Source organism: Sphingobacterium sp. R2, assembly GCF_040760075.1.
In the GTDB taxonomy this organism is placed as follows: Bacteria; Bacteroidota; Bacteroidia; order Sphingobacteriales; family Sphingobacteriaceae; genus Sphingobacterium.
On record NZ_CP142884.1, the window covers coordinates 1,383,101 to 1,408,409 of the forward strand.

Annotated in this window: 23 protein-coding genes; 19 read left to right on the forward strand and 4 right to left on the reverse strand. The window is 47.3% G+C overall.

What is annotated here, in order from left to right; translation table 11 throughout:
* The first annotated feature begins 12 nt into the window (after positions 1 to 12).
* On the forward strand, positions 13 to 1,578 hold the full coding sequence (locus VXM68_RS05775; RefSeq protein WP_367210684.1) for a fimbrillin family protein: 1,566 nt from the start codon (positions 13 to 15) through the stop codon (positions 1,576 to 1,578).
* A 104-nt stretch (positions 1,579 to 1,682) separates the two neighbouring features.
* On the opposite strand, the gene VXM68_RS05780 is transcribed toward VXM68_RS05775, so the two are convergent.
* On the reverse strand, positions 1,683 to 2,597 hold the full coding sequence (locus tag VXM68_RS05780) for a hypothetical protein (RefSeq protein ID WP_367210685.1): 915 nt from the start codon (positions 2,595 to 2,597) through the stop codon (positions 1,683 to 1,685).
* 169 nt (positions 2,598 to 2,766) lie between these two features.
* Positions 2,767 to 2,982, reverse strand: a complete 216-nt coding sequence (locus VXM68_RS05785; protein WP_367210686.1) for a hypothetical protein — start codon at positions 2,980 to 2,982, stop codon at positions 2,767 to 2,769.
* A gap of 692 nt (positions 2,983 to 3,674) precedes the next feature.
* Here VXM68_RS05785 and VXM68_RS05790 point away from each other — a divergent pair.
* Complete coding sequence (locus VXM68_RS05790) at positions 3,675 to 4,259, forward strand: helix-turn-helix domain-containing protein (protein ID WP_367210687.1); 585 nt, start codon at positions 3,675 to 3,677, stop codon at positions 4,257 to 4,259.
* Between the two features lie 142 nt (positions 4,260 to 4,401).
* Here VXM68_RS05790 and VXM68_RS05795 read toward each other — a convergent pair whose 3' ends face one another.
* Positions 4,402 to 4,665 (reverse strand): hypothetical protein, encoded by a 264-nt coding sequence (locus tag VXM68_RS05795; RefSeq protein WP_367210688.1) that lies wholly within the window; start codon positions 4,663 to 4,665, stop codon positions 4,402 to 4,404.
* Between the two features lie 367 nt (positions 4,666 to 5,032).
* Here VXM68_RS05795 and VXM68_RS05800 point away from each other — a divergent pair, with 367 nt between their 5' ends.
* From VXM68_RS05800 to VXM68_RS05880, 17 genes are all read left to right on the forward strand, one after another.
* Positions 5,033 to 6,232, forward strand: a complete 1,200-nt coding sequence (locus tag VXM68_RS05800; protein ID WP_367210689.1) for an OmpA family protein — start codon at positions 5,033 to 5,035, stop codon at positions 6,230 to 6,232.
* A 27-nt stretch (positions 6,233 to 6,259) separates the two neighbouring features.
* Entirely contained in the window at positions 6,260 to 6,772 is a 513-nt protein-coding gene (locus VXM68_RS05805) for a thioredoxin-like domain-containing protein (RefSeq protein WP_367210690.1), read from the forward strand.
* A gap of 41 nt (positions 6,773 to 6,813) precedes the next feature.
* Positions 6,814 to 7,962, forward strand: coding sequence for an MraY family glycosyltransferase (locus tag VXM68_RS05810; RefSeq protein WP_367210691.1), 1,149 nt, complete (start codon positions 6,814 to 6,816; stop codon positions 7,960 to 7,962).
* A 16-nt stretch (positions 7,963 to 7,978) separates the two neighbouring features.
* Positions 7,979 to 8,980, forward strand: coding sequence for an NAD-dependent epimerase/dehydratase family protein (locus VXM68_RS05815; RefSeq protein ID WP_367210692.1), 1,002 nt, complete (start codon positions 7,979 to 7,981; stop codon positions 8,978 to 8,980).
* Entirely contained in the window at positions 8,967 to 9,854 is an 888-nt protein-coding gene (locus tag VXM68_RS05820; protein ID WP_367210693.1) for a polysaccharide pyruvyl transferase family protein, read from the forward strand. Before VXM68_RS05815 ends, VXM68_RS05820 begins: the two co-directional genes overlap by 14 nt.
* 13 nt (positions 9,855 to 9,867) lie before the next feature.
* Positions 9,868 to 11,325 carry a lipopolysaccharide biosynthesis protein gene (locus tag VXM68_RS05825; RefSeq protein ID WP_367210694.1) on the forward strand — a complete coding sequence of 486 codons (1,458 nt, stop codon included), beginning with the start codon at positions 9,868 to 9,870 and terminating at the stop codon, positions 11,323 to 11,325.
* Between the two features lie 17 nt (positions 11,326 to 11,342).
* Positions 11,343 to 12,284: a capsular polysaccharide synthesis protein gene (locus VXM68_RS05830; protein ID WP_367210695.1), complete on the forward strand. Its 942-nt coding sequence runs from the start codon at positions 11,343 to 11,345 to the stop codon at positions 12,282 to 12,284.
* A 1-nt stretch (position 12,285) separates the two neighbouring features.
* Positions 12,286 to 13,164, forward strand: a complete 879-nt coding sequence (locus tag VXM68_RS05835; protein ID WP_367210696.1) for a beta-1,6-N-acetylglucosaminyltransferase — start codon at positions 12,286 to 12,288, stop codon at positions 13,162 to 13,164.
* 13 nt (positions 13,165 to 13,177) lie between these two features.
* The gene (locus VXM68_RS05840; protein WP_367210697.1) at positions 13,178 to 14,179 is read left to right on the forward strand and encodes a glycosyltransferase family 2 protein; all 1,002 of its coding nucleotides are present in this window, start codon (positions 13,178 to 13,180) and stop codon (positions 14,177 to 14,179) included.
* 4 nt (positions 14,180 to 14,183) lie between these two features.
* Positions 14,184 to 15,476 carry a hypothetical protein gene (locus tag VXM68_RS05845; RefSeq protein ID WP_367210698.1) on the forward strand — a complete coding sequence of 431 codons (1,293 nt, stop codon included), beginning with the start codon at positions 14,184 to 14,186 and terminating at the stop codon, positions 15,474 to 15,476.
* Complete coding sequence (locus tag VXM68_RS05850; protein ID WP_367210699.1) at positions 15,394 to 16,581, forward strand: glycosyltransferase family 4 protein; 1,188 nt, start codon at positions 15,394 to 15,396, stop codon at positions 16,579 to 16,581. The genes VXM68_RS05845 and VXM68_RS05850 overlap by 83 nt, the downstream gene beginning before the upstream one ends.
* Positions 16,578 to 17,684 carry a glycosyltransferase family 4 protein gene (locus VXM68_RS05855; protein WP_367210700.1) on the forward strand — a complete coding sequence of 369 codons (1,107 nt, stop codon included), beginning with the start codon at positions 16,578 to 16,580 and terminating at the stop codon, positions 17,682 to 17,684. The genes VXM68_RS05850 and VXM68_RS05855 overlap by 4 nt, the downstream gene beginning before the upstream one ends.
* 32 nt (positions 17,685 to 17,716) lie before the next feature.
* A complete protein-coding gene (locus VXM68_RS05860; RefSeq protein WP_367210701.1) occupies positions 17,717 to 18,826 on the forward strand; it encodes a glycosyltransferase in 1,110 nt (369 codons plus the stop codon).
* The gene (locus tag VXM68_RS05865; protein WP_367210702.1) at positions 18,813 to 19,901 is read left to right on the forward strand and encodes a nucleotidyltransferase family protein; all 1,089 of its coding nucleotides are present in this window, start codon (positions 18,813 to 18,815) and stop codon (positions 19,899 to 19,901) included. Before VXM68_RS05860 ends, VXM68_RS05865 begins: the two co-directional genes overlap by 14 nt.
* Positions 19,902 to 19,979: 78 nt before the next feature.
* Positions 19,980 to 20,774 carry a polysaccharide biosynthesis/export family protein gene (locus VXM68_RS05870; protein WP_367210703.1) on the forward strand — a complete coding sequence of 265 codons (795 nt, stop codon included), beginning with the start codon at positions 19,980 to 19,982 and terminating at the stop codon, positions 20,772 to 20,774.
* A gap of 11 nt (positions 20,775 to 20,785) precedes the next feature.
* Positions 20,786 to 23,188, forward strand: a complete 2,403-nt coding sequence (locus tag VXM68_RS05875) for a GumC family protein (protein ID WP_367210704.1) — start codon at positions 20,786 to 20,788, stop codon at positions 23,186 to 23,188.
* 82 nt (positions 23,189 to 23,270) lie between these two features.
* Positions 23,271 to 23,669 carry a hypothetical protein gene (locus VXM68_RS05880; RefSeq protein WP_367210705.1) on the forward strand — a complete coding sequence of 133 codons (399 nt, stop codon included), beginning with the start codon at positions 23,271 to 23,273 and terminating at the stop codon, positions 23,667 to 23,669.
* A 9-nt stretch (positions 23,670 to 23,678) separates the two neighbouring features.
* Here VXM68_RS05880 and VXM68_RS05885 read toward each other — a convergent pair whose 3' ends face one another.
* Complete coding sequence (locus VXM68_RS05885; RefSeq protein WP_367210706.1) at positions 23,679 to 25,307, reverse strand: ABC transporter ATP-binding protein; 1,629 nt, start codon at positions 25,305 to 25,307, stop codon at positions 23,679 to 23,681.
* Positions 25,308 to 25,309: the final 2 nt, after the last annotated feature.

Consider the following 25,309-nt stretch of genomic DNA (forward strand, 5'->3'; position numbering starts at 1 on the left):
AAAGCTAAAACAATGGAAATTAAAATTAAATATAGTCTGTTTCTGAATGCTGGATTGTTCTTTCTGGCTTCCTTATTTAATTCCTGCGAACGGGAAGAAACACAGCTAGAAGCCGAAGGAGGTAAGGCATCCGTAATTTTCGCTACAGCGGTAAGCAACGGCAGTACCAATGCAGAAGTTAAAACTAAAGCCAGCGCGGCCAAGGCAAGTAATGATGCACATCGTTCCATTATACCAGTTGGTGGAGGTTATGCCTTAGAATGGGTGTTGACCGAAAGTTCGCCAGATCAAGGTGCACAAAAAGTTGGAAGTACCGTAAACCGTGCTAATGCGGGACGGTTAGCAGTGGAAGGCGGTATCAGATATGCTGTTACGTACTATGACAAAGATGGTACATATAAAGGATACAACCGATTCGTGGTTGGTAATAGTACCCCAATTTCGGGCGGAGAACATACATTCGATGCCGGTAAGCCTTATACTTTCATATTCCAAAGCAACCATACCAAAACGTACGAGGTAGGTTTGCCCGCTTCCAGCTTAAGTCTTAATAACGCCGTTGTTGACGGGCTACTTAGCCGAAGTGGAGGACAGGATTTAGATCAGATGTACGCACGTGTAGATCGAGTATTGGATGCTGGAACGAATTACATCAATGTATTGTTTGAGCATCTATTTTCCCAGATCACCGTCAGTTTAGACACGAAAGAGATCGGAGATATCAATAGTTTAGGTGTATGGCGCATGTCTCCCCATTACAATGCTTTTTCTTTAAAAGTGAGTGATGCCAGTGTTCAGTACAAATCTGCTGATATCATTTCAGGAGGTAAGACGGTAACGCTTGTTAGCGATGCGACCAAAAAATTTGCACAATCTTCAGCGTTTATGATCGCAGCCCCAGATGGTTTAGGGACGCTAAAAATTGATGGTCTCCAGGTTGGAGGAGAAGTAAAAAACTTGACAATTCCTAATGTGCCGTTAGAAAAAGGAAAGTCTTACGATTTAAGTCTGACGCTTAAAAAAGGTTCAACGGTGATTAATGGGTTAGAATGGGCTCCCGGTAATTTAATCGAATCCAATAATGTCTATTCATTTGCCAATACGCTCGATTTAGGAACAGCGTTTGGATGGAGAAGCTTTAGAAGCGGAGAAACATACGCTTATAACCCTGTAGGAGATCCCTGTACCCGAGCTAACATCAACGGTGGAGGCTGGAGAACCCCATCGCATGCGGATTGGCAGTCCATTTTTATTGGATCGACAAAAACGTTGGTTACAGAAAATGGAAAACAAGGCGTTCGAGTTGTTAAAGGAAGTTCTTCTGTTGTGTTGCCCAAGACGCCTGATCTGGCCTGGGGAAGTGCTCAAATTCCATCGAGCACATTGTGGAGCCGAACTCGCGCGCCAATCAGCATATCTTTTTCGGGGTTCTATTGGGCATTCGGTTCCAGAGATTATTTCGGAACTATGCACGGGAATCAATGGCGGGTTAGTGAGAGCAGCACGGGTTTTGATACTTCGTTCCGCACAAGTCCAAGTTACGTGCGATGTGTACGAGGTACTGTTGCAACAAACTAACAACTGGAGCATTCAATAACCACATCCCGCTGTAAACTGTCGTGGCATTGGTGTAAAAAAAATCCCCTAAGTCATGTACAAATCTTAGGGGATCTTTTAAGGTATTATTCGTGCGGAAAGAGCGCCGAATGGCACAACGCTGCTGCAGCGGTATTCGGCAAACATTTTAAATAACCGACAGGAACCTGTGCGATTATCTTTTCCAGAATCGTATTCATATTGGCAAACAACTCCTTGTTCCAGCGGATAGATGTACAGCTGGGCAATACGGCGATAAAGCCTTTCAGTCCGGTCTGCCACTCAAACTCATTTACTGGAGCTTGCTGTAGGCGTACAAATCCCTGTAAAGGTAGTTTCTCATCTTTATAACAAGGTGTTTTTCCGCTCCAGGGTGTCCCATATATGAACGTTCCTTCCGCCGTGATGCTGACGGCAGGATTATCGTCATTGAGCAAAATGCTATTTGGAATGTGTTGTAGCCACAGCCGGCTATGAGTGCTTTTGCCCGTTCCGCTCTTGCCTAGAAATGCCACTCCCTTACCATCATGGTTGATCACCGAAGCGTGGATCATGATCGTATTGTGTAAAAGGCTGGCCTGGCCAAATATCATCATCGCCATCCAAGTAATCACAGCACCCTGTTCTGCGGTGGAACTACGAGGTACATAAAGGGTGGAGTGCTTAAAGTTTCGCTCACTATGCAGATACCATAGGTCATCCCCTTGCTCGTTCACGATAGTCGTGACAAAACCATCCGCTCGTTCATAAAACCGAAATCGATCACCCCATGCAATAGACTCATCCGTGCGGAGCAGTCCCAAATCTTCAGCTTCCGGTGCGCTACCTTGGCTGATCGTGATGCGAATATTCGTTTCTTCGTTCAAGTCTTGCCATTGAAAATCCCTAAAAGAAGGAAGGAGCTGAGGCAAAGCGTAATCTACGGGGTGGATAAACTCCAAGATCAATTCCGCGATGCGGTAACGTGTTTGGGACAATTTCGTTGATGAAGGTACCTCCATAATGCAATATCAATAAAATTCGTGTTTAAGTAAGGCAATAGAATAGGTTGGTCGCGAAGTACAACACATTCATGTAAGGGCAAATTACAAAAGAATATTAAATTATCCATAAAAAGAACATCTAATCTAGATCGCATAAATCAACGTGAGGCATTTTTGCGTAAGATCATTAGTTCTTTTTTTTATGAGGTTGGGCAGATGCTTTTTTCAGTTTTTGAATTCTTCTCAATTCCTGAATAATGCTTGAGGGGAGTATTCGGTATTTTTCTACCGCTTCTTCGATAAAAAATCGGCCTTCGAGAATACTGGCAACCGCCATTTGGAGTCTTTCATTTACGGGAATCTTTTGTTCGTCAGAATTTTCTTTTTTGTTTTTCTTTTCCATTTTTTTTGAATTTGCAGCGCAAATGCTTTGTGTGTGTGTTTTAGACAGCGATCCATTTTGTGGAGATCGTGATTATATTATGTTTCATGAAGTTGTATAGGTAGAGACTGCTTGAAAATTATTTTTAGCCTATTGCTCGATCGAAAAATCGCTTTTTAGCATTTCAAAAATAGGAATATTCTTCTTTGAGTAACTATCGGAAAAAGTTTTTTAATTCTTTAACGAAAGAATTCACAATAATTTGTCATAGTGTAGTTACAAAATACCTAATATTTGCTATTTGTAGGTAATATATGTTTAACTATAATTGTGGTTTTGAATTAAATTATCTTTATCAGTAATGCTGTGGCGAAAGAAGTCATTTAACGTGCGTGAGTTTCGCGTTCAAGGGCGTACGCTAAGCTACCTATGTGTTAAGCTTCGAAAGATGCTTTTTTGCAGCAGAAATAAAACTCTTTTTCCAATAAAAATGTGTAGAGACCATAGTTTGGAAATCTTCACCGCTCAATTTTTGTGGCTTTTAGACGACACGCAAGTAGCGAGATTTCTACAAAAGATCTTATAGACGAAAAAAAGGAATCGTTATTATCCCTTTTTGACGCAAATTAGTGTCGTCTGTATTATTATGGTTAGCTGTAATAATAAGATTATAGGCATTCTCTACAGCAAGCACAATCCAAATCGAAGTAAAAATGAACGTAAAAATCGGTTACAACGACTTAATTATCCTGATCAACTGTATTCTTTCGATAGCGAACCTGATGTTATTGCTATATTTCATCCGGCATATTAAGCGATCCCGGCAAAAAGTCAGCACGATTGCTATCCCAATGGTGAACGAAAAAGAGGTAGATAACGCCGGACAGCAAGAGGCGGCCGGTGAGGGAGAGGAGCTTGTGCGCTCAGGTGTTCTTATCAGTAAGGTGACCGAAGACCGTTTGGTTGAGCAGTTTCAAAAAGCACAAGAGGGTCGATTTTTTCTCAAAAAAGGAGTCTCGCTGCAAGATTTAGCCGATTTGTTGGGTACCAACCCACGGTATGTATCCTATATTTTGAATCGTTACGTCGGAATGGATTTTAACAATTATATCCAACAGGCACGCATAGAGTATTTAATTTCCTGTGTTGAACGTGATCCTGACCTACTCAACGTCAAGTTCTCGGTTTTAGCCGAAAAGGCCGGATTTTCAAGTATCAGCAAATTCTCATCTGTCTTTAAAGCAGTAAAAGGTATTCCACCTTCAGAATACTTCCAGCGCTTAAGAACGCCCCTTTAAACAGGTGTTCGCTGCGTTCTATCCATCTTTCATATATTTAAGTGTCTGTTTAATAATTAATTATACGGGTTTTTTATGTCGGTTTCTATCCTGTACAAAAGGCCGAAGACTATCTTTTTTATTTTCCCATAGGGTAAAGTGGCTATGCTTTTACAAGCCCAGGGTGGGCTATAGTTACCCATTGTATCCCCGCATGATATGCAGGAAGTTGATCCATCAAGGTCAATCCTGTTGCCTCGCATGATATGCAGGAAGTTGATCTATCAAGGTGCAATCCTGCTGCCTCTCCTTTTAGCCAAGTATAATCCTGATGGAATCCGTTGTATCCACGTTTGCGTCTGCAGGTAGTATCGTCCAAAATCCATTTAATTTGGCCGTTATTTTTATTATAAATTTCTCTTTTCATAAAACGGCTGTGCGCTAAAAAAAGGATTTAGCCACTCTTTTTACCTTTTGTAGGTCAAATACTACAGGATGAGCGGCTTGCATGATTTTGTGTAGCTGGAGCGCTTATCATTCGTTGAAATATGTTTTCTTTTTAAAGAAAATTTAACTTTTCTATTAAGCAAAATTATCGTTTCAATCACGCCGATTGCGGAGTTAACTCCTTCCTTCTATTAAATTATAGGTTATCTGGCGTTTTTTTCCGAAAACGTAAAGCCAAAGGTATATCGCGCTATAGTGTATCGAAATTTTGTTTTGGCCAATTTTGCTGAAGATAATAAGGCAATATTATCCATTAGTATTCAACAACAATTTTACCGAAGATGATTTTGAAAAAGACATTATTATTGCTTGCTGCTGTAGCGGGGGGCAAGCTTTCCCAAGCACAGCAAATCGATGTAAAACCAGATACTGTCATCACCGTATCAACAGACCGCTATCGAGTCGAAACCAATCGCTTTTGGGACAACTGGTTTATCAATGCCGGGGCCGGAGCCCAGATTTATTTTGGTGACCACAACAAGCAGATGAAGTTTTCCGAACGATTGACACCTAGTTTTGAATTTAACCTGGGCAAATGGTTCAGTCCCGGTATAGGCGTGCGCGCAGGGCTGACCGGTTTTAAAGTGAAAGGACTAACGCAAAATGGAAGCCATTCCACGGGCGTGCAATATGCAGGGAAACCTTGGGAGGGGTACTGGCTATACAACCAGGAATTTAATTACTTCCATATCCATGGCGATGTATTATTCAATCTGTCCAATATTCTTTCGGGCTACAAGAAAGATCGTTTTTATAACATCAGCCCGTATGTTGGCCTAGGTTGGATGGTTACCAACGATGCGCCTACCCAGAAAGAAGTGAGTGCAAACATCGGTATTTACAACAGTTTCCGACTCAGCGATGCGTTGGACCTCACGTTTGATGTGCGCGGAGCCATGGTCAACGATCGTTTTGATGGTGAAACCGGCAACCGTAGCCAAGACGGCAATTTGAGTGCTGCACTGGGGCTGACGTACAAGTTTAAAAAGCGGGGTTGGGAAAAACCAAGTTCTGTCGTGATCAGCTACAGCGATGCACTTTTAAACAGCCTTCGCGAAAATGTACAGCAGCTTGCTGAAGACAATGAAGCCCTCAAGGCGCAATTGGCAGCATCGCAGGGCAAAACCATTACCGATATCCGGGTAGAAGAAAAAATATTGGCAGCTCCTATATTGGTGACCTTTCCGATCAATCAAAGCGTCGTAAGCAATGAAGCGCGTGTCAACTTGGGCTTCTTTGCGAAAGTGATCCAGGCCGGCAATAAAAACATTACCTATAAAGTGACCGGGTATGCCGATAAAGGAACCGGTACCACAGCCATCAACGATCGTCTGAGCCGTGAACGCGCCCAGGCTATTTATAATGTATTGGTCAAAGAGTTTAATGTATCGCCGCAGCAGCTCGAACTGGCTTATGAAGGGGGTGTCGACAATATGTATTACGATGATCCTCGTCTCAGCCGCGCAGTTATTACGATCGCCAAATAATTTCATAAAGTACTCTTATTCATTCCAATGAAATCCATCCATTTATATTGCGCATATGTGCTTTCAATTTTCCTGTTGGCCTGTCAGAGCAATGGCCGTTATCCTGATGCGCAACAGGGAAAATTGATCGCATCCGCATATGAATTTATAGACATTGATGGTACACGTCATCTGCTGAAAGATGTGAAGGGGGCGTACAAATTGTTGGTTTTTTATGACCCCGAAGCGGAGGAAAGTCTGGCACTGATTGCCGCGATGAAGCAATCGGTGCCTTTGGCAAAAGAAGTGGCATCGGGCAAGGTCAATGTGGTGGCCATCTGCGTCAACGGCGATTTAAGCCATTGGAATACCTACCGGGAGCATATTCCGTCGCAGTGGATCAACGGTTTCGACCTGAAAGGGAAGGGCGGGGTACAATCCTACTTCTCTCTTTCTTCGTTTCCGAGGCTCGTTTTATTGGACGCCGCCAGCGAGGAGGTTAAGACAGCGATGGGGTTGGATGCGCTTATTCCATTCCTCGAAAAGTCAATGTACCCCTAGGCATGGAGCGAAAATTTTTACAACAAATAGATTAGATCACCATGAACAGTTTGGATTTGATGAAGTACGGCACTGTACTATTGCCTTTTCTTTGTGCGATGTTATTGAGCTGGGGAATGCTCCCTTATATCTTACTGATTTCTTACCGGAAGCGATTGTTCGATCCGATTGATTCCCGCAAACTTCACCAGCATATTGTCCCGAGACTGGGCGGGGTTGCTTTTGCCCCTATTCAATGCTGTATCCTGGTCATTACTTTTGTCAGTTTGTATAAGCTCAATGTCGGCAATATCGACCTGCAGGTCGCGTCGTGGATTATCCTGCCGAGTATGGCCTTGTTGGTCTGCGGCCTGGTTATCCTCTTTATGATCGGTATCGGCGATAACCTGATTGGGGTGAGCTACAAATGGAAATTTGTGGCCCAGATTATGGTAGCCTGCCTGTTGCCTCTGAGTGGCGTGTGGATCAATGATCTGTATGGACTGGGCTTCGTTATTGGTATCCCGGCCTGGCTTGGTATGCCGCTTACTGTTTTTGTCGTGGTGTTGATTATCAATGCCATTAATCTGATTGACGGCATCGACGGGCTCTGTTCAGGCGTGGTAACGATCGGTTTGGCGGTTTTAGGTGTGCTGTTCGCTTATTATGGCGCCTGGTTGCATGCCATTTTTGCTTTTATCACGGTTGCTGTAATACTCCCATTCTTTTATCTCAATGTCTTTGGCACTACACGTCGGCGTCGGCGCATCTTTATGGGCGATACAGGAAGTATGACACTGGGTTTTTCCATTGCTTTTCTGGTGGTCAGTTTTTCCATGAACAACCACTTTATCAAACCCTTTTCCGATGGCGCTATTGTGGTCGCTTTTTCTACCCTCATTGTGCCGGTGCTGGATGTGGCCCGGGTCATGTTTGTCCGCTGGCGTATCGGTAAGCCGATCTTTAAACCCGATCGAAATCACCTGCACCACAAGTTGCTCCGGGCGGGATTGAGCCGGCATAGTGCCCTGATCTTTATCCTGCTCATGACGCTGCTGTTTTGCCTCTTTAATATTGTGGCTGTACGGTACGTCAGCAACAACCTGGTTGTGCTGGTCGATCTGCTTTTCTGGGGAGGCTTTCACTGTCTGTTCAATGTTTTGGATAAAAGACAGCTCATCGCCAAACTGCAATTATTTATCAATCTATAACAAGTAAACATTACAGATGAAAATAGCTTTAATTGGAGGATCCGGTTTTGTAGGAACAAGACTAACCGACCTCTTGCTCCATACGACCGATCACGATGTCGTGATTATCGATAAAGTCATCAGTGAAAAATATCCACAACTTACCCGTATCGGTAATGTGCAAGACCGTGATGCCCTGTGCGGTCTACTTCAGGGAGTACATCAAGTAGTGCTCCTGGCCGCAGAACACCGGGATGACGTTACCCCGGTATCAAAATATTACGACGTCAACGTCAATGGGATGGAAAATACACTCTACGCCATGCAGGCCAATGCAATCACACGCATTGTTTTTACGAGTTCTGTAGCGGTATATGGTCTAGGTAAAGCCAATCCAAGTGAAACGACAGCGGTAGCCCCCTTCAACCACTATGGGAAAAGCAAGCTACAAGCTGAGCACGTGTTGCAAAAGTGGTATGCTGTCCATGCCGACTGGAACGTCCAGGTCATCCGGCCCACGGTTATTTTTGGCGAGGGCAACCGGGGCAATGTCTATAATCTGTTGCAGCAGATTGCTTCGGGCAAATTTATGATGATCGGTAAAGGAAACAATCAGAAATCAATGTCTTACATCGGTAATATTGTGGCGTTTATTGCCTACCTGATTTCAGACCAGTCAACCGGGTACAATCTGTACAATTACGGCGATAAGCCCGATCTCACCACCAACGATCTGGTGTATTATACGGGCAAAGTGCTTGGTAAACAAATTCCTACGTTGCGAATACCCTATTCGCTTGGCCTCTTGGGCGGTTACGCTTTTGATGCCCTTGCTTTTATCCTGCGCCGCAAATTGGCAATCAGCTCCGTTCGCGTCCGCAAATTTTGCGCGGTCACCCAATACGATTCATCCAAAGCGCTGGAAACCGGATTTCAGCCTCCCTTTGCTTTGCAGGATGGATTGCGCCGTACATTAGAAAGCGATTTTACAGTTTATATCAAAACCAACAGCCAATTAGCAACGTATGAAAACAGTTAACCTGATCTATTGGGACGGAAAGAATTTTGGTGATGCGCTCAGCCCCCGTTTGATTGCAGAGCTCACAGGCCTTCGTGTGCAGTATAAAAGCTGGGATCCTTCTGCGAAGGACCGATTAAAAAAAATGAGTAAAAATCTCCTTCGTTTTCGTCTTTCGGCCTTTCGCAGCATTCTTTGGCCTTCGCAGGCCTCGTTGATTGCGGTGGGTTCCGTTATCCGCTGGGGCAATAATCAATCGTCTGTTTGGGGTGCAGGGTTTATGAATGCCGACGATCCATTTGGAGGTGGGCGCCTTTATGCCGTCCGCGGAAAGCATACCAGTCAGAAGCTGGAGGCCATGGGGTATCCGCGCTGCGATACCTTCGGTGATCCGGCGGTGTTGCTTCCGCTCTGGCTTCGGGGCAAGGAAAAGAAGACCAAGCAGCTCGGTGTCATTCCGCATTGGAAAGAAGTAGATGCTTTTCGGGAAAAGTTTGGGCCAGATCTCAATCTGATCGATTTTCGTACGGTCGACGTGGAGCGTATTGTCGACGAGATCACAGACTGCGCGTATATCCTTTCGTCTTCTTTGCATGGGCTGATTGTCGCCCATGCCTACGGCATACCCGCATTGTGGATCAAAATGGGCTATATTGATACCGACGGCTTTAAGTTTGACGATTACTTTAGTTCCGTCGATATCCCGTCTTACCAGGGTTTTGATCAGCTGGATGACATTTTAGCCAGCGAAGAAAGCTGGAAGAGCTTGTTTGCCTCCCATTGGGAAAAGGCAAATTGCCAGACGGATCTTAGGGAGCTGCAGCGTGGGCTGCTGACTGCTTTCCCCCTTCCATTAAAAGCAAAATATCAGGCACTGACTAAACAGCTGGCTTAATCATCGATTTCACATGGAGCTAAAGAAACAAGTCGCAACGGGAGCAGTCTGGGTGTTTATGAGCCAGTTTGGTGTACAACTGGTTTCCTTTGTGGTCAATCTGGTGTTGGCCCGCCTGCTGATGCCCGCAGATTTTGGGACGATTGCACTGTTTAATGTGGTTATAAATATATCTACCGTTCTGATCAACGGTGGAATGAGCAGCAGCCTTGTACGCACGCAGTCCGTAGACGAGCGCGATCTATCCACCGTTTTCTGGTTTAATATGGCTACTACAGCGGTGTTATATCTGCTTGTATTTATTGCCGCGCCCTGGATTGGACAGTTCTACGCAAGACCAATTTTGGTACCCGTCATCCGCGTTTACAGTATAGTGCTGATTATCGACAGCTTTGTCAATGTACAGGGCGTGCTTTTCGATAAAAAGCTCGATTTTAAGACCGCCTTCAAAGTGCGCCTTCCATCTGTTATCGTAGGGGGCGTTGTAGGTGTTGGATTTGCATTGGCAGGCGTGGGTGTGTGGTCATTGGTTTTTTCAGTTTTGCTGCAAAATCTGCTGTGCACACTGCAATTTTGGTTTTACAGTGACTGGCGGCCTACCTTTACATTTGACCGCGAAAAGTTTAACTATCATTTTGCATTTGGTATCCGCCTCACGCTTTCTGCGCTGCTCAATGTTGTTTTTAATAACGTATATTCCATTGTGATCGGGAAGCGATTTTCGGAGACCGTGCTGGGTTATTACAACCGGGCCGAGTCACTGAAAAATCTGCCGATCAACAACATTTCCACAGCATTGGACAAGGTAACATATCCGCTGTTTGCTAAATTCAGTACCGATGATGAGCAATTGCGCCGAGCCTACCGGCGTGTACTCAAGCTCGTTATCTTTATTATCGCGCCGACAATTTCGTTGATGGTGATTGCGGCGGAGCCCATTATCAGGCTCTTGCTTGGCGCAAAATGGCTACCAGCAGTTCCATATTTCCAGCTAATGGCTTTGGGAGCGCTTTTTCAGCCTATTCACAATTATAACCTCAATGTATTGCAGGTCAAGGGGCGGTCAGACCTCTATCTCAAGCTCGAAATCGTTAAGAAGATCTGCATTGTCATTGCTGTAGTGGTAGGTTTGCAGTACGGCGTTTTTGGTTTAATCTGGGGTCAGGTGGCGGTGTCTTTTGCATCGTTATTTATCAATACCCATTACACCGCTAAATTTCTGGATTACTCGATGCGCCAGCAACTGTCTGATCTATTACCCAGTATATTCCTTTCATGTATGCTTGGCTTTGCTGTTTGGTGGGGCACTGCACTGCTGCCCTACGATCTTACCGACTGGATGGAAGCCTTTCTGCTTTTCTCCAGTTACATCGTGTCGTTTGCAACGGTATGCTGGATCATTCAATTGGAGGAATACCGTTTTTTCTGTGGCATACTCCGCAGTGCATGGAAAAAACAGATCAAATTATAACTACTAGCTTACCTCATATGATAAAGAAGTCGGTCTTACAAACAGCTTGGAGCATGCTCCGTGAACAGAAAATCTTACGTAAACACCGCATAGTTGTGGCGTTTTGGAATCAGATGATCGCGCGGGATCAGCGTGGCGAACTTGAGCATTTCCCTTTGGAGCCCAAGATAGAACTGCCGGCGAATAAGGTGATCTGGCAATATTGGGGGCAAGGCATACAACCCGACCGCCTGCCCGATGTCGTCAAGCTTTGTTTTCAGTCGGTGGATACGTACCGGGGCGACTATACCGTTATTCGCCTGGACGATTATACGTTGACACATTACCTCGATATACCCGATTTTATCTGGTCAAAGCGAAAGGCAGATATTATCAACCGCACTTTTTTTTCGGATATCATCCGTCTAGCCCTATTATACGTCTATGGTGGTGTTTGGCTCGACGCCACCATCTTATTGACGGATGTGTTGCCAGCCGAGTTTTGTGAGCAGGACTATTTCGTGTACCAGCGGGACGTTCAGGAATCCTATACCGATTATTGGAAAAACAGCTATGCCTACTATTGGGGCTGGCACCAGGATCATCAAGTAAAGATGCTTAATAGTATTATTTTCGCCAAAAAAAGGCATACGCTTCTCGGTCAGCTCTGTCATCTGCTGCTCAATTACTGGAAATCTGCGGACGGGGCACTCGACTATTTTTTCTTTCAGATCTTACATGAGCAGCTGCTACCGGCAGAAAAATCGGCAGGTCAAGGCTTTCTTGTGAGTGATGTTTACCCCCATCTCTTGCAAACCAAACTGTCGGGCGGCGATTACCCCATAGCCTATCCCGATATTTTTTTACGAACCAGCCTGCACAAGCTGACCTATTTTTCCGAAGATACGATTGCTCAGCTCAAGCAGATTTTAAAACAGAGAAAAGCGGCAATGCCCGCTGGAAAGGATCAGGATAGCTAATATGGACAACTTAAAACATGCTTACCTCATTCTGGCACATACCGATTTTGAGGTACTGGAGAAGCTTTTGCTGTGCCTAGACGATAAGCGCAACGACATCTACATCCATTTTGATCAAAAGGTAGCGCAGTTGCCCCAACTGGCCACCCATCATGCGGGTCTTTACATATTGGATACACGTGTGGATGTGCATTGGGGCGATGTCTCTGTCGTTGCGGCGGAATATCATCTTTTTGAAGCAGCCGCTGCGCAGCAGCAGTATGGTTACTACCACTTGTTGTCCGGTGTCGATCTTCCACTAAAAAGTCAGGACGAGATTCATGCTTTTTTTGCCGCCCATCAGGGGCAGGAGTTTATCGGATTTCAAAAAGGCAACTGCGACAAGGAGATCGAGCGTAAAGTCCGTCGCGTACATCTTTATCCAACCCGATTTCGGAAGGTAAAGGGAATCTGTGGATCCTACTATCGTGCCGCCCGAGCCCTAAGCTTGCGTTTGCAATGGCTTTTTGGCCGATACAAAAATCAAGATGTGATCTTCAGAAAAGGCGCCCAATGGGTTAGCCTCACCGATGCATTTGTTCGCTATGTGTTGACGCACAAAAGTGCGGTGCTCGAGATGTATCAAAATACCTTCTGCAGCGACGAAATCTTTATCCAGACGCTTTGCTATAATTCCAGCTTTCGGTTTAAGCGGCATCAAACCGGTCGTGAAGATCACGATTGTCAGCGCATGATCGGCTGGCATAAGGGACAATTAATTGAATGGACCAGCGCCGATTTTGATCGGCTGATGGCCTCCAATCTTCTCTTTGCGCGAAAGTTCAGTACAAGACATATGGACCTCGTCGAACGGGTGGTCGCAATTTTACTCCCCAACTAATTACAACACGCATATGAAGAAAACGTTACCCTTAGTCAGTATTATCACACCGGTCTACAACGCACAAGAGACGCTCGAACGCACATTGGTGTCGCTCCGTCGGCAGTCCTATGGACATATCGAATTTATCTGTGTCGACGATGCCAGTAGCGACCTCAGCCTCTCGATGCTGCAGGCATTTGCCGAGGATATTGGTGGCCGATCGGGGTTTTCGGCCAAAATTATCTCCCATGCCGAAAATAAAGGCGTTGCCGAAACCCGCAATACAGGACTGGATCATGCTTCGGGTGAGTTTGTGCTGTACGTCGATGCCGATGACAGTCTGGCACCCGATGCCGTTCAAAGCTGTGTGGAAGAAGCCGCAGACAGTAGGGCAGACATCGTGTACTTTCACTGGTGCCTTGTATTTCAAAAAAGCGAACGTACCATGCTACAGCCCACGTGTGCCAGTCCTTTGGATGCGATCCGGGCCATGCTGGCCGGGCGCATGCGCTGGAACCTTTGGCTGTTTATGGTGCGTCGATCGCTGTATGAAGAGCACGCCATCCGCTTCATCCCCGGGGCCAATATGGGCGAAGACCTCTTGGTTACAATGAAGTTGTTTATACATGCCAAGCGCATCCGTTTGCTGGACCGTGTATTGTATCACTACCGGCAGGACAATGCCGGATCCATCAGTAAACTATTCTCGATAAAACATATGCGTGAGGTGGAAACCAATATCGAGGAAGTCGAGCGCTGCCTTGGGGCAAGCACCTATGCCGCCGATATAGGCCACGGTATCGACTTCCTCAAGTTAACCCTCAAATTGCCATTGTTGGTGACCGGACGCAAAGCAGATTATATCCGTTGGACCAACTGGTTTAGCAGTGCCGACCGCTACATTCTGCACAATCGCTCGGCATCGCTGCATACACGCCTCTTGCAATGGTTCGCGTCCAAAAGACAATACTGGGCAGTGCGCGCCTATTACCTGCTTGTGCTGCGGTTCATCTATGGTATCATCTATAAATAGCACTATGATAAAAGGATTAATGATTTTTTTTGTTGGCCTATTGGTCAGCTGCTATTTCTTCTCTTTCGGTTTTACATTTTTACCGCCCACTGTCAATACCAAAATTATTTTGGCCGGTATTGGGGCACCCTTGCTGTTCTTTCAGCTGTTTCGTTCCCAACGGGTAGCGATTAGCCGGCCGCTGTTTACAGCAACAGGTTTAGCTCTTGTTTTTTCGCTGGTCTGTTACATTGCTGCCGATGTTAACCGCACCGATGATTTTGCGTATGCCACTTATTTCATGAGTTTTACCATATGGCTTCTGGCGGGCTATACCGTCGTTATGGCCATCCGTCAGCTGCATGGCTATATCAATTTTCATCTCCTCACTTATTACTTGGCAGCTGTCTGTCTTGCGCAGTGTATACTCGCCTTATGGATCGATAGCTCGCCGGCTATGCAGTCTCTGGTAGATCGATATATCGAACAGGGGCAAGCCTTTGTTAAGGAGGTAGATCGCCTCTATGGCATCGGAGCCGCCTTAGACAATGCCGGCGTCCGGTTCTCCGTTGTGCTGATTATGCTGTCTTCCCTTGTTAGACAGGACCTGTTTCACAAACGCCACACATTATTGACGGCCCTGTTATTGATCGTCTTCTTTACCATCTTGATTTTGGGCAACATCATTGCACGAACTACCTCGATTGGCGGGCTGATAGGCTTGTTGATTATACTCTTCACGACCGGACTTTTCCACCGTGTTATCCGTATCGAGTTTGTTCGTTTCTTTACGCTACTATCCATCCTCATACTATTGGCGGTTTTGGTCGCCATGTACTTCTATGCACACAACGAGCTTTTTAGGGAGTATATGCGCTTTGCTTTCGAAGGTTTCTTTAATTATTTCGAGACGGGAGAGTTTAGGACCGATTCGACCGACAAGCTGACCACCAATATGTGGATCTGGCCCACAGATACCCGCACCTGGCTTATCGGTACCGGTCTCTTTGACGGCTGGGTCTTTAACACCGACATCGGCTATTGCCGTTTTGTGCTCTACTGTGGCCTGGCCGGATTCAGTGTCTTTGCCAGCTTTTTCATTTTTAATGCGCTGTCTTTCCTGTACAGGTATAGTCACTATAAGCTTTTATTCCTGTCGCTGTTGGCCTTCTCTTTTATCATCTGGATTAAGGTATCGACTGATATATTTCTGATTTATGCCCTGTTTTATTGCATTGAGGGCATACAGGGTTCTTTATTCACCTCTAAACTTACTGTCGAAAATGAAAATAGTGTATTCCATACTGGGAACGTATAATGCTGGTGGCATGGAGCGCGTACTGGCCAATAAGGCCAACTACCTGGCACGGATGGGGTACGAACTGACGATCGTAACCACAGATCAGAAAGCCCGTTTGCCTCATTTTGAGCTCGATCCTTTGATCTGTCAGGTAGACCTTGCCATCAATTATACCGACGATGAAGGACTGGGTATCTTTAAGAAAATGTTGTCCTACAAACGTCGGCAGCGGATCCATCGCGAGCGGCTTGAAGCACTTCTACTGCCGTTGAAGGCTGATATTGTGATTTCCATGTTTGACCACGATGTCAGTTTTCTGCATGCGGTTCAGGATGGGAGCAAGAAAGTGCTAGAGATTCACTTTTCGCGGTTCAAGCGGCTACAATACGCTCGCAAAGGACTCTGGAAATTGGTAAATACCTGGCGCAGTGCCCAAGATCTTGTCTTGGCCCGGAAATACGATCGTTTTGTGGTGCTCACCCATGAAGACCATACCTATTGGAAGGGCTTGAAAAATAGTGTAGTTATCCCCAATGCCAATACATTTACAGTTCCCGCTCGGGCAGCTCTTACCGAGAAACGCGCTATTGCTGTCGGGCGGTTCGACTACCAAAAGGGATTTGATGAGCTTATTGCAATATGGAAGACTATCCATGCGCGCTGTCCCGACTGGAGGCTCGATATCTATGGACAGGGGCCGTTGCAGGGCGATATGCTGGTCCAGATCCATGCCTTGGGATTGGACGGGCAGATTGCACTTCACGCACCCATCAAAAATATCAGAGATGCCTATATGCACAGTTCATTGGTATTGATGAGCTCGCGCTACGAGGGGTTGCCCATGACACTGCTCGAGGCCCAGGCCTGCGGGCTGCCCATGGTGGCATATGCCTGCAAATGTGGCCCCCGAGATATCATCAAGCCGGGTAAAAACGGGTATTTGATTGCCGAAGGCGATCGCGCAGATTTTGCCGATAAGGCCTGCCGGTTGATGGAAAAAGCAAAACTCCGCAAGCAGATGGGGCAGAACGCGTGGGAAATGGCCGAAAATTTCGATGAGGAACGCATTATGCGCCAATGGCTCTTGTTGTTTGAGCGCTTGACGAAAGGAGAGCAGCGATGAAAAAGACGATCGTTATTTCTGCTGTCAACCTGGTAGAGGCGGGGCCATTGGCCATACTACGCGATTGTTTGGCCTACCTTTCAAAGCTGGCCGCCACTGGCGACTATCGGGTGATTGCCTTGGTGTACAAGCAATCCCTGGCCGATTTTCCACAAATTGAATATATCGAAACGCAGTGGCCAAAAAAACGCTGGGTCAACCGCCTCTGGTATGAATATGTATCGATGCGTTCAATAGCAAGGGAGATCGGTCCCGTTTACCTCTGGTTTTCGCTGCACGATACCAGTCCGTCGGTGATTGCCGAGCGGCGGGCCGTATACTGCCATAATGCCTTCCCTTTTTATCGCTGGAAGGCGCACGATCTATTTTTTGCACCCAAGATTGCGTTGCTTGCGCTCTTCAGTACCTATATCTACAAGCCCAATATTCGGCGCAATACGTATCTGGTGGTGCAGCAGCAGTGGTTGCGCGAAGCCTTTCATCGGCTATTTGCAGTTCCTCGCACTAAAATTATTGTTGCCCCACCCGAGATAAAGACCAAGCAAGTATCGGTTTCCCAAAAAGAGGAAGCGCCGGGCTGTTACACCTTTGTATTTGCCGCGTCGCCCAATAGCCACAAGAATTTTGAGGTGATCTGCCGGGCTGCGGCACTGCTCGAGCAGCAGGACACGGTGCGTTTTAAAGTACACCTTACGGTGAAGGGCGATGAAAATACATACGCCCAGTGGCTGCACCGCAGGTGGGGGCATCTGCAATCCCTGCATTTTATGGGTTTTCTGAGCCGTACGCAGCTCGAAGGTTATTATGCAGGCTGCGACTGCCTTATTTTTCCATCCAAGGCCGAGTCCTGGGGACTGCCCATTACCGAGTTTGCAGCTTACGGTAAGCCCATGCTGCTGGCGGATTTGCCATATGCGCACGACACTGCATCGGGGTGTGAAGGCGTATCATTTTTTGATCCCGACGATCCGAAAGCTTTAGCGACACAAATGGGCGCACTGATACGCGGCGAGCGGTCATTTTTGCAGGCAGTAGCAAAAGAAAAATTGGAAGAACCCTTTGCCACGGGCTGGAACGACCTCTTTTACCAACTGCTCCATTAGTCTATTGATAAACCATTAAACGCAAAAATTTGATGAAAATATTACAACTGGGAAAATTTTATCCGATACGCGGCGGTGTAGAGAAAGTGATGTACGACTTGATGCTCGGTTTGTCCGAGGGCGGGGTATACTGTGATATGCTCTGTGCATCCACCGAAGATCACCCTGCCGCCGAAATACAGGTAAATCCCTATGCCCGGTTATTTGTTGTGCGTACCTCCGTTAAAATTGCAGGTACCATGTTGGCTCCGGCAATGGTCACCAAGCTCCGCAACATTGCTGGACAATATGATATCATTCATATTCACCATCCCGATCCCATGGCCAGTCTGGCGCTTTACCTGTCGGGCTATCGGGGGCGGGTTGTCTTACATTGGCATTCCGACATCTTAAAACAGAAGAACCTGCTCAAATTGTATAAGCCTTTACAAAGCTGGCTCATCAATAGAGCCGAACAGATTGTGGGCACCACCCCCGTCTATGTGGAGCAGTCGCCTTTTTTACAGCATGTAGCGGCCAAAATCGACTTTATACCCATTGGAGTCAACCCCATGGGCTACGACGAAGCAGCCGTGGCAGACCTCAAAAGCCGTTATCCGGGCAAGACCATTATCTTCTCGTTGGGCCGGCTGGTGGAGTACAAAGGCTATGCCTATCTCATTCAAGCCATGCGGCAGCTGGATGCACATTTTCACCTGATCATTGGTGGCAAGGGGCCGTTGGAACAGGAGCTGAAGCAGCTTATCGCGGACCTCAACCTGCAGGACCGCATCAGCATGGCCGGCTTCTTGGCCGATGAAGACATCCCGACCTATTTTGGTGCTGCCGATATCTTTTGCCTGAGTTCCATCTGGAAGACAGAAGCTTTTGCCATTGTACAGATTGAGGCCATGTGCTGCGGCAAACCCGTAGTGTCTACCGCAATACCGGGCTCTGGTGTGAGCTGGGTCAACCAAGATCAAGTATCGGGCCTGGTGGTTGCGCCCGAAAATGCCACCGCATTGGCAGCGGCCATCCGGCAGATTGGATCCGATCCAGCCTGTTATCGAACCTATTCCGAGGGCGGACGAAAAAGGTATCAAGAAAATTTTACGCGCGAAAAGATGATCGCGACATGCAGGAGGATTTATGAAAAACACTAAAATTCAAGCGGCTTTCTTGTTCTTGCTACGCAGTGGACTTTGGGGCAAGGAGCAGGGTAAAGAAAAGCAGTTCTTTCCATTATCGGAGGAAGAGTGGAGGGGGCTCTATCTTCGGGCCAACGAGCAGACGGTAGAAGGTATTGTATATGATGGACTGCTGTTACTGGAAAAAGACCATTTGCCATCGCGGCAGCTCCAGCTAAAGTGGTCGGTACAGATCGACCGGATCGAACGCAGTCACCACCGCAACAATAGCCATATAGCCGAGCAGTATGCCTTTTTCACCAAACGGAATCTGCGGCCACTGTTGTTGAAAGGGCAGGGCGTAGCAGCCAGCTACCGTATTCCACAGCATCGGGTGTGCGGCGATATCGACTGGTATTTTGAATCCCAGCACCAGTGTACGCTGGCGGGCCTCCACCTGATCAACAATAACATACCGCGGGTAGACAACGGGGGGCAAGTGTATCGTTGGGCAGCAGGCGAAATGGATCTGCATGACCGCCTATTTGATCTCTACAACCCCTTCTGCAAAGCTGTATTGAAACAGTACCGGCGGGAATTTCCGGATACCACCCTGTCTATATCCGGGCAAGACGTGGCCGTATTGGCACCGCAGGTTCAGGTTATTCAGGTGACGGCGCATATTCTCAAGCATTCTTTGGCTTTTGGGATCGGACTTCGTCAGTTCTGCGACCTGGCGGCACTGTATCACCATTACAGGCACCTGCTGGATGGCGCGCGCTTAGAAAAGCTTTACCGCCAGGTGGGGGTGCTGGAATGGATCGCTTCCGTACATCAGTTTTTGATCAACGAGCTGGGCTTGGCAAAAGAGAAACTTCCGTTTACGAATGTAGGTACACATCCTAAGATAGACATCCTCCAGGAAGTTTGGCAGAGCGGCAATTTTGGCTTTTATGATCAGGACTATGTCAAGCATATTGACGGCGTGCTTGTGGGGCGAAAGAATCGTGCCGAAGCCATACTGCAGCGTGTTGTGCGCTATTTTCCTTATGTGCCGAAAGAGGCATTTTGGTTTCCCATTATTCATTTTTTAAAGCGCCGGGGAGCGTAACATTTTAAAGCACCGGGAAGCGTAACATTTTAAAGCGCCGTACCGCGCATGCATATAAAAACAAACGATTATTGAGATATGAAAAGACAGATTTTAGCAATGATTTTACTTGGGATTAGCCTACTGACCTCGTGTATGGCGCCCAAAAAAGTGGTCTACGTCAACGACATGGTACCCAATATAGCCTATCGGGCGCTGGAAGTACCGATGTTAAAACTACAGCAGAGCGACCGGCTTAGCATTACGGTGAGCGCCAAAAATCCCGAACTGGCCGCCCCTTTCAATGTGATGGGCGGGAGCTATACAGTTGGGGACAAAGACTCTGGTTTCAGTACAGGCTCCGCTGGTGCAGGCGGCCCCAGTTACCTCATTGACCAACAGGGCAACATTACCTTTCCGATCCTGGGCAACCTGCACCTCGAAGGATTGACGCTGGAGCAGGTCCGCGATCTGCTGGGCCAACGCTTGTCCGATGGCGGATACATCAAAGATGCTATCGTCAAAGTCGAACTGTTAAATCTGAAGGTCAATGTCATGGGCGAAGTGAACCGTGTCGGCATTATCGATGTGCCCGACTCGCGTATCAATTTGCTGGAAGCCATTTCCAAAGCTGGCGGACTCACCCGCAATGCGGCTGCCGACCGTGTAACGGTGATCCGGGAAGAAAATGGCATCCGAAAAAAGATGCTGGTCAACGTCGAGTCGCAGGATATCTTTGACTCGCCCGCCTATTACCTGCAGCAAAATGATATCTTATACGTAGAACCCATAGCGGCCGAAAATACGCCTCGTGAAGATCGCAACTGGCGCTTTACCACCATTGCGACTGGTATATTGACCGTAATCTTGACCGCTTTAAACCTGCTTAAATAAAAGAGTTAACGATGAAAACAACATACTATAATCCGTTACAGAAAGAAAAGTCTATCAATGTGCTGGATGTTTTGGCACATCTGCTCTACCATTGGAAGTGGTTTGCCCTGTCCATGCTTGTTTTTGGGTCGTATTATTATTATCAGTACGCCAAATCGCCGTTTATTTACCGCAGTGCCGAAACCATCATCATCAAAACCCCGATGAATACCCCCCGTACGGCACGCATTTCACGTACCAATGAGGCCTATAATTCCATTAGCGTGGCCAGTGAGATCCTGCAGCTCAAATCTAAGGAACTGATGCGGCAGACGGTTGCCCGTATCGGCGCCGATATGAGCTATTCCGTGGCCCAGGGATTGCGGCGTAAGGAACTCTATACCGCAAGCCCGATCAAGGTGAGCGTGGCGCATACAAAGCCCGAGGATGCGTTTTCCTTTACGGTCACACCCGTTGGCGGTACGGAAGTATTGTTGAGCAATTGGAGCCAGGGTGAAGCCACGTTGGAGGTGAAAGCCACCTTAGGCAAACCGGTTAACACCCCCCTAGGGCAGGTTACGGTGCAGTCGACCCTTCGTCCGGGCAAAGCACTTCCGGAGCAAGCCATCAAAGTAGAGAAGTTTGCGCTGGAGCATATGGTCAACTATTTTGTATCCACCATCACCATTACCCAGATGGAAGAAGATGCCTCCCTGCTGCAGGTTGTTGCCGAGGATACCAATCCCTTGCGTGCCACCGCCCTTATCGGAGAGATGATCAACGTGTATAATGAAGTGGCCCTGCAGGACAAAAACCAGATTGGAATAAACACCGCCAATTTTATTCGCGAGCGACTGGCCATTATTGAGCAGGAACTGGGCTCTGTAGAATCGAATATTGAAAATCTGCGCACACAAAATCAGGGCATGGACGCTTCCACGGTGGGAACAGCCTATTTTGAAGACAGCCGATCCTATCAGGCCGAGCGCAATAAGGTGGAGACCGATATTAATCTGGCGCAGATGATGCGCGGTTACCTGGCCGACGGCAGTAAGAAGAATGAGCTTATTCCGAACAATACCGGTCTTGTAGATGCCAGCGTCGAAACCCAGATCAACGATTACAACACGACCTTGCTTCGCCGCAATCGCCTTATCGAAGGTAGCAGCGATGCCAATCCGGTGGTACAAGATCTGGACCGTGCCTTACAGGCCATGCGCGGCAACATCAGTCGGGCGGTCGAAAATGCCATCGGCGGATTGAAGATCAAGGCCAATAACATGAAGAAAGAGGAAAATGCAGCACGCGGTAAAGCGATGCAGGTACCGCAAAAACAACGGGTGATGCTCTCGGTAGAGCGGCAGCAAAAGGTAAAAGAAGAACTCTACCTCTATTTGCTGAACAAGCGCGAGGAGAATGCCATCAACCAGGCCATGACCGAAGATAATATCCGCGTTATCGATCCGGCCATTGTTACTTACAATCCCGTTGCCCCGAGCAAGATGCGCAAGCTGGGTTTGGGTATGGGCATAGGTTTTATATTGCCCGCGATCGTGATTATGACCCTGTCCATTCTAGATACGGGAGTTCGTCGCCGGCAAGATATTGAAGAAGCCATCGATGTGCCCCTCTTGGGCGAAATTCCGTTGGCGAGCAATAAGCGTTCAGCCCAAAGCACTATTTTGGTCAGTGGCACAGGTCGTGATCCATTGACCGAGGCATTTCGCATCCTGCGGACCAATATGAGCTTTATGTCCCGAGAGGGCAAACATCCTCAGGTTATTACCCTCACCTCCTTCATTCCGGGTGTGGGAAAAACCTTCACATCGTTGAATCTATCCAGCACCTTATCTTTTTTAAATAAAAAAGTCATTGTTGTCGATATGGATTTGCGCAAAGGGACATTGAGCGACCGCATGGGCATTCATCACGGCAAGGGCCTGAGCCACTATCTTTCCGACATCAACCTTTCATTGGATGCGATCATCCATCATGATTTGCATGGGGAAAACGTAGATTATATCTCCATTGGCATGGAGGCGCCCAATCCCGTAGAGCTCTTGCTCAGTAAGCGGCTCGACGAGCTGATTGCCGATTTGCGTAGCCGTTACGATTACATTATCATCGATGGCGTACCCACCGGCATTGTTGCCGATGCGACGGTGGTAGACCGGGTTTCAGATCTGACCTTATTTGTTATCCGTGCCGGTAAAATGGATAAGCGGCAGTTGCCCGAGATCCAAAAAATCTATGCCGAGAAGCGTCTTTCCAATCTGGCCATTATTCTGAATGGGCTTAAATTGGGGCAGTCCGGCTATGGCTATGGCTACGGTTATGGTTACGGCTATGGATATGGTCGTGAAGAAGGAAAAACTAGCTGGTTAAAGCGACTACGTTCCATTGGAATCCGCCTTACCCGCAATAAAAAATACTAAAATATACCCATTGGCCGCAACCGTGCCCTACCGGGTCGGTTGCGGCTTTTTTGCGCGATTTACTTTTATAAATTATATGCTAATGAAAGAGAGAAGAGCTTTTATGTTACAGGTTGCCCGTGAAGTGCTCACGGGAAGGATTTCAGTTGAAGAGGCCATGCAGCGGAGCCAGGTTAAAGATAAACGTACCATTGTGAGCTGGGTGAGACGAGCCATGCGAGAACACAACCCGGACAAAGGTCTTGATCTGAAGCTTAAACAAAATAGCTATGCAGGCGACTTCAGCAATCATTCGGCCGAAGAAAAAATCACGAAACTCGTAGCCGAACTGGAGGTGGTCAAGCAGCAAAGCTTAGAGTTGCTGCATTTTAAACACATACTGACCAATAAAATTAATGAACTTGAAGCATTGATCCATTATGCAGAAAAAACCTATTCGATTGCTATCTTCAAAAATGGCAAATGCAAAGAAATCAAATGATTACCCGTGTTAATCCAGATAAATGCGTTGTTGGCATCGCTCTGCCAAATGAAGGTCGTGGGTCACAAAGAGGCATAATTTAGGCTTCCCATAGTCCAATAAGCGTTGTATCAGTGCATCAGCCGTTGCGCGGTCTAAGGCCGAGGTGACCTCGTCGAAGAGCCATATATCCCCATCATGCATCAATCCACGCGCTATGGCAATGCGTTGCGCCTGTCCTTCCGATAGGCCGATACCAGACTCGCCGATGTAGGTGTCTATACCATGGGGTAGATCCCATACAAATTCAGCCCCTGCAATGCGTAACGCTTCCTCTATCTCCAAAGCGCGATTTTCATTGGCGTGCAGTAGTATATTTTCACGAATTGTACCGCTAAAGAGGGAATTGCCCTGCGGTATATACGCAAAATTGATGCGATGGCTGGCAGACAGCGGCCGTTCACCATCCCGGTCCCGAAGTGTGATCTGTCCCTTTTCGGGTTTCAGCAATGCCAGCAGCAACCGGATCAAGGTTGTTTTTCCCTTTCCACTAGGCCCGATGATGGCGGTAGGTTCACCCACTTTCAGGGAAAGATTTAAATTTTGCAGCACCCATTTGTCTTCATAGCGAAACGACAGATTGCTGATGCGGAGCTCCTGTGTGTGCTGCAGGCGCTGCTGCGGCACTTGCAGTTCCATTTCACCGGCCTGCAATTCCAGTAGGCGATCTGCTGAGACGCGGAAGCGGACGAAGCCCGGGATATAAGCGATCAATGCGAGGATGGGCGACTGTATGCGGGCCACCAGCTGCAAGAAGGCCGTCATTGTACCAAATGAAATCAGTCCCGACTGTAGGCGGTATATGCCCCATATAAAGGCGACGAGGTACCCTGCGTTCATGGCCACCTTCATAGCACCCTGCGTATACGTAGAGAAGTTGATCTGGCGCATTTTTAGCGCGAAGAGTTGCTGTTGGCTTTCGGTCAATTTTGCCCTTCTTTTTGTGAAAGCGCTCATGGCGCGGATGAGGAGCCGAAAGCGGAGATTTTCCTGCAGCACGTTGGCGAAGTTACTTTCCTCCGTTTTAACTTCCTGGCTAAGCTTGCGCATTTTGCGGAAATACAGTTTCGAAAACACAAAGAGCGGCGATATGGCCAGGATCATCAGGGCCAGCATCGGATCCATGTACCATAGAAATCCGACCGAGGCCAGCAACTGTATTGCGGTCAGTACAAAAGACAGTAGCGTATTGGCGATGGTATTGGCGACTTCCTCGCAGTCCGTCTGAATACGGATCTGAATATCGCCCGTATGCCAGTTTTTGATCAGCTTCCATACGGAGAGCATCTGCGCGTCGAGCATGTTGCGCTGCAGTTCGAGCGTCAGCATCAGCTTAATACGCTCCATCAGTCGTCCAGAGTAACCTTTGATGCCGACATTGAGGGCAATGGTGGTGATGATGCCGATCAGCAGCCATTTCAGTGGCAGTTGCCCCGGTGCTGTTGCCGTATCGACCGCTTTCTTGGACAAGTACACAAAGAGCAGGGAGAGGACGATACAGATCAGCTCCAATACAAAATAAAGCGACAGGCGGCTTCGATACCCTTTGCTGATGGACCAGGCCCAGCGCAGGTGCTGTTTGAGGCTGCTGCTGTTCATTT

What these genes read in the sequence shown, in the direction of transcription:
- VXM68_RS05855 (WP_367210700.1), top strand. Translation starts at nt 16,578, where the DNA reads ATGAAAAAGACGATCGTTATTTCTGCTGTCAACCTGGTAGAGGCGGGG.
- VXM68_RS05805 (WP_367210690.1), top strand. Translation starts at nt 6,260, where the DNA reads ATGAAATCCATCCATTTATATTGCGCATATGTGCTTTCAATTTTCCTG.
- VXM68_RS05865 (WP_367210702.1), top strand. Translation starts at nt 18,813, where the DNA reads ATGAAAAACACTAAAATTCAAGCGGCTTTCTTGTTCTTGCTACGCAGT.
- VXM68_RS05780 (WP_367210685.1), bottom strand. Translation starts at nt 2,597, where the DNA reads ATGGAGGTACCTTCATCAACGAAATTGTCCCAAACACGTTACCGCATC.
- VXM68_RS05880 (WP_367210705.1), top strand. Translation starts at nt 23,271, where the DNA reads ATGAAAGAGAGAAGAGCTTTTATGTTACAGGTTGCCCGTGAAGTGCTC.
- VXM68_RS05830 (WP_367210695.1), top strand. Translation starts at nt 11,343, where the DNA reads ATGATAAAGAAGTCGGTCTTACAAACAGCTTGGAGCATGCTCCGTGAA.
- VXM68_RS05845 (WP_367210698.1), top strand. Translation starts at nt 14,184, where the DNA reads ATGATAAAAGGATTAATGATTTTTTTTGTTGGCCTATTGGTCAGCTGC.
- VXM68_RS05835 (WP_367210696.1), top strand. Translation starts at nt 12,286, where the DNA reads ATGGACAACTTAAAACATGCTTACCTCATTCTGGCACATACCGATTTT.
- VXM68_RS05775 (WP_367210684.1), top strand. Translation starts at nt 13, where the DNA reads ATGGAAATTAAAATTAAATATAGTCTGTTTCTGAATGCTGGATTGTTC.
- VXM68_RS05795 (WP_367210688.1), bottom strand. Translation starts at nt 4,665, where the DNA reads ATGAAAAGAGAAATTTATAATAAAAATAACGGCCAAATTAAATGGATT.
- VXM68_RS05870 (WP_367210703.1), top strand. Translation starts at nt 19,980, where the DNA reads ATGAAAAGACAGATTTTAGCAATGATTTTACTTGGGATTAGCCTACTG.
- VXM68_RS05860 (WP_367210701.1), top strand. Translation starts at nt 17,717, where the DNA reads ATGAAAATATTACAACTGGGAAAATTTTATCCGATACGCGGCGGTGTA.
- VXM68_RS05790 (WP_367210687.1), top strand. Translation starts at nt 3,675, where the DNA reads ATGAACGTAAAAATCGGTTACAACGACTTAATTATCCTGATCAACTGT.
- VXM68_RS05810 (WP_367210691.1), top strand. Translation starts at nt 6,814, where the DNA reads ATGAACAGTTTGGATTTGATGAAGTACGGCACTGTACTATTGCCTTTT.
- VXM68_RS05815 (WP_367210692.1), top strand. Translation starts at nt 7,979, where the DNA reads ATGAAAATAGCTTTAATTGGAGGATCCGGTTTTGTAGGAACAAGACTA.
- VXM68_RS05785 (WP_367210686.1), bottom strand. Translation starts at nt 2,982, where the DNA reads ATGGAAAAGAAAAACAAAAAAGAAAATTCTGACGAACAAAAGATTCCC.
- VXM68_RS05825 (WP_367210694.1), top strand. Translation starts at nt 9,868, where the DNA reads ATGGAGCTAAAGAAACAAGTCGCAACGGGAGCAGTCTGGGTGTTTATG.
- VXM68_RS05840 (WP_367210697.1), top strand. Translation starts at nt 13,178, where the DNA reads ATGAAGAAAACGTTACCCTTAGTCAGTATTATCACACCGGTCTACAAC.
- VXM68_RS05885 (WP_367210706.1), bottom strand. Translation starts at nt 25,307, where the DNA reads ATGAACAGCAGCAGCCTCAAACAGCACCTGCGCTGGGCCTGGTCCATC.
- VXM68_RS05875 (WP_367210704.1), top strand. Translation starts at nt 20,786, where the DNA reads ATGAAAACAACATACTATAATCCGTTACAGAAAGAAAAGTCTATCAAT.
- VXM68_RS05820 (WP_367210693.1), top strand. Translation starts at nt 8,967, where the DNA reads ATGAAAACAGTTAACCTGATCTATTGGGACGGAAAGAATTTTGGTGAT.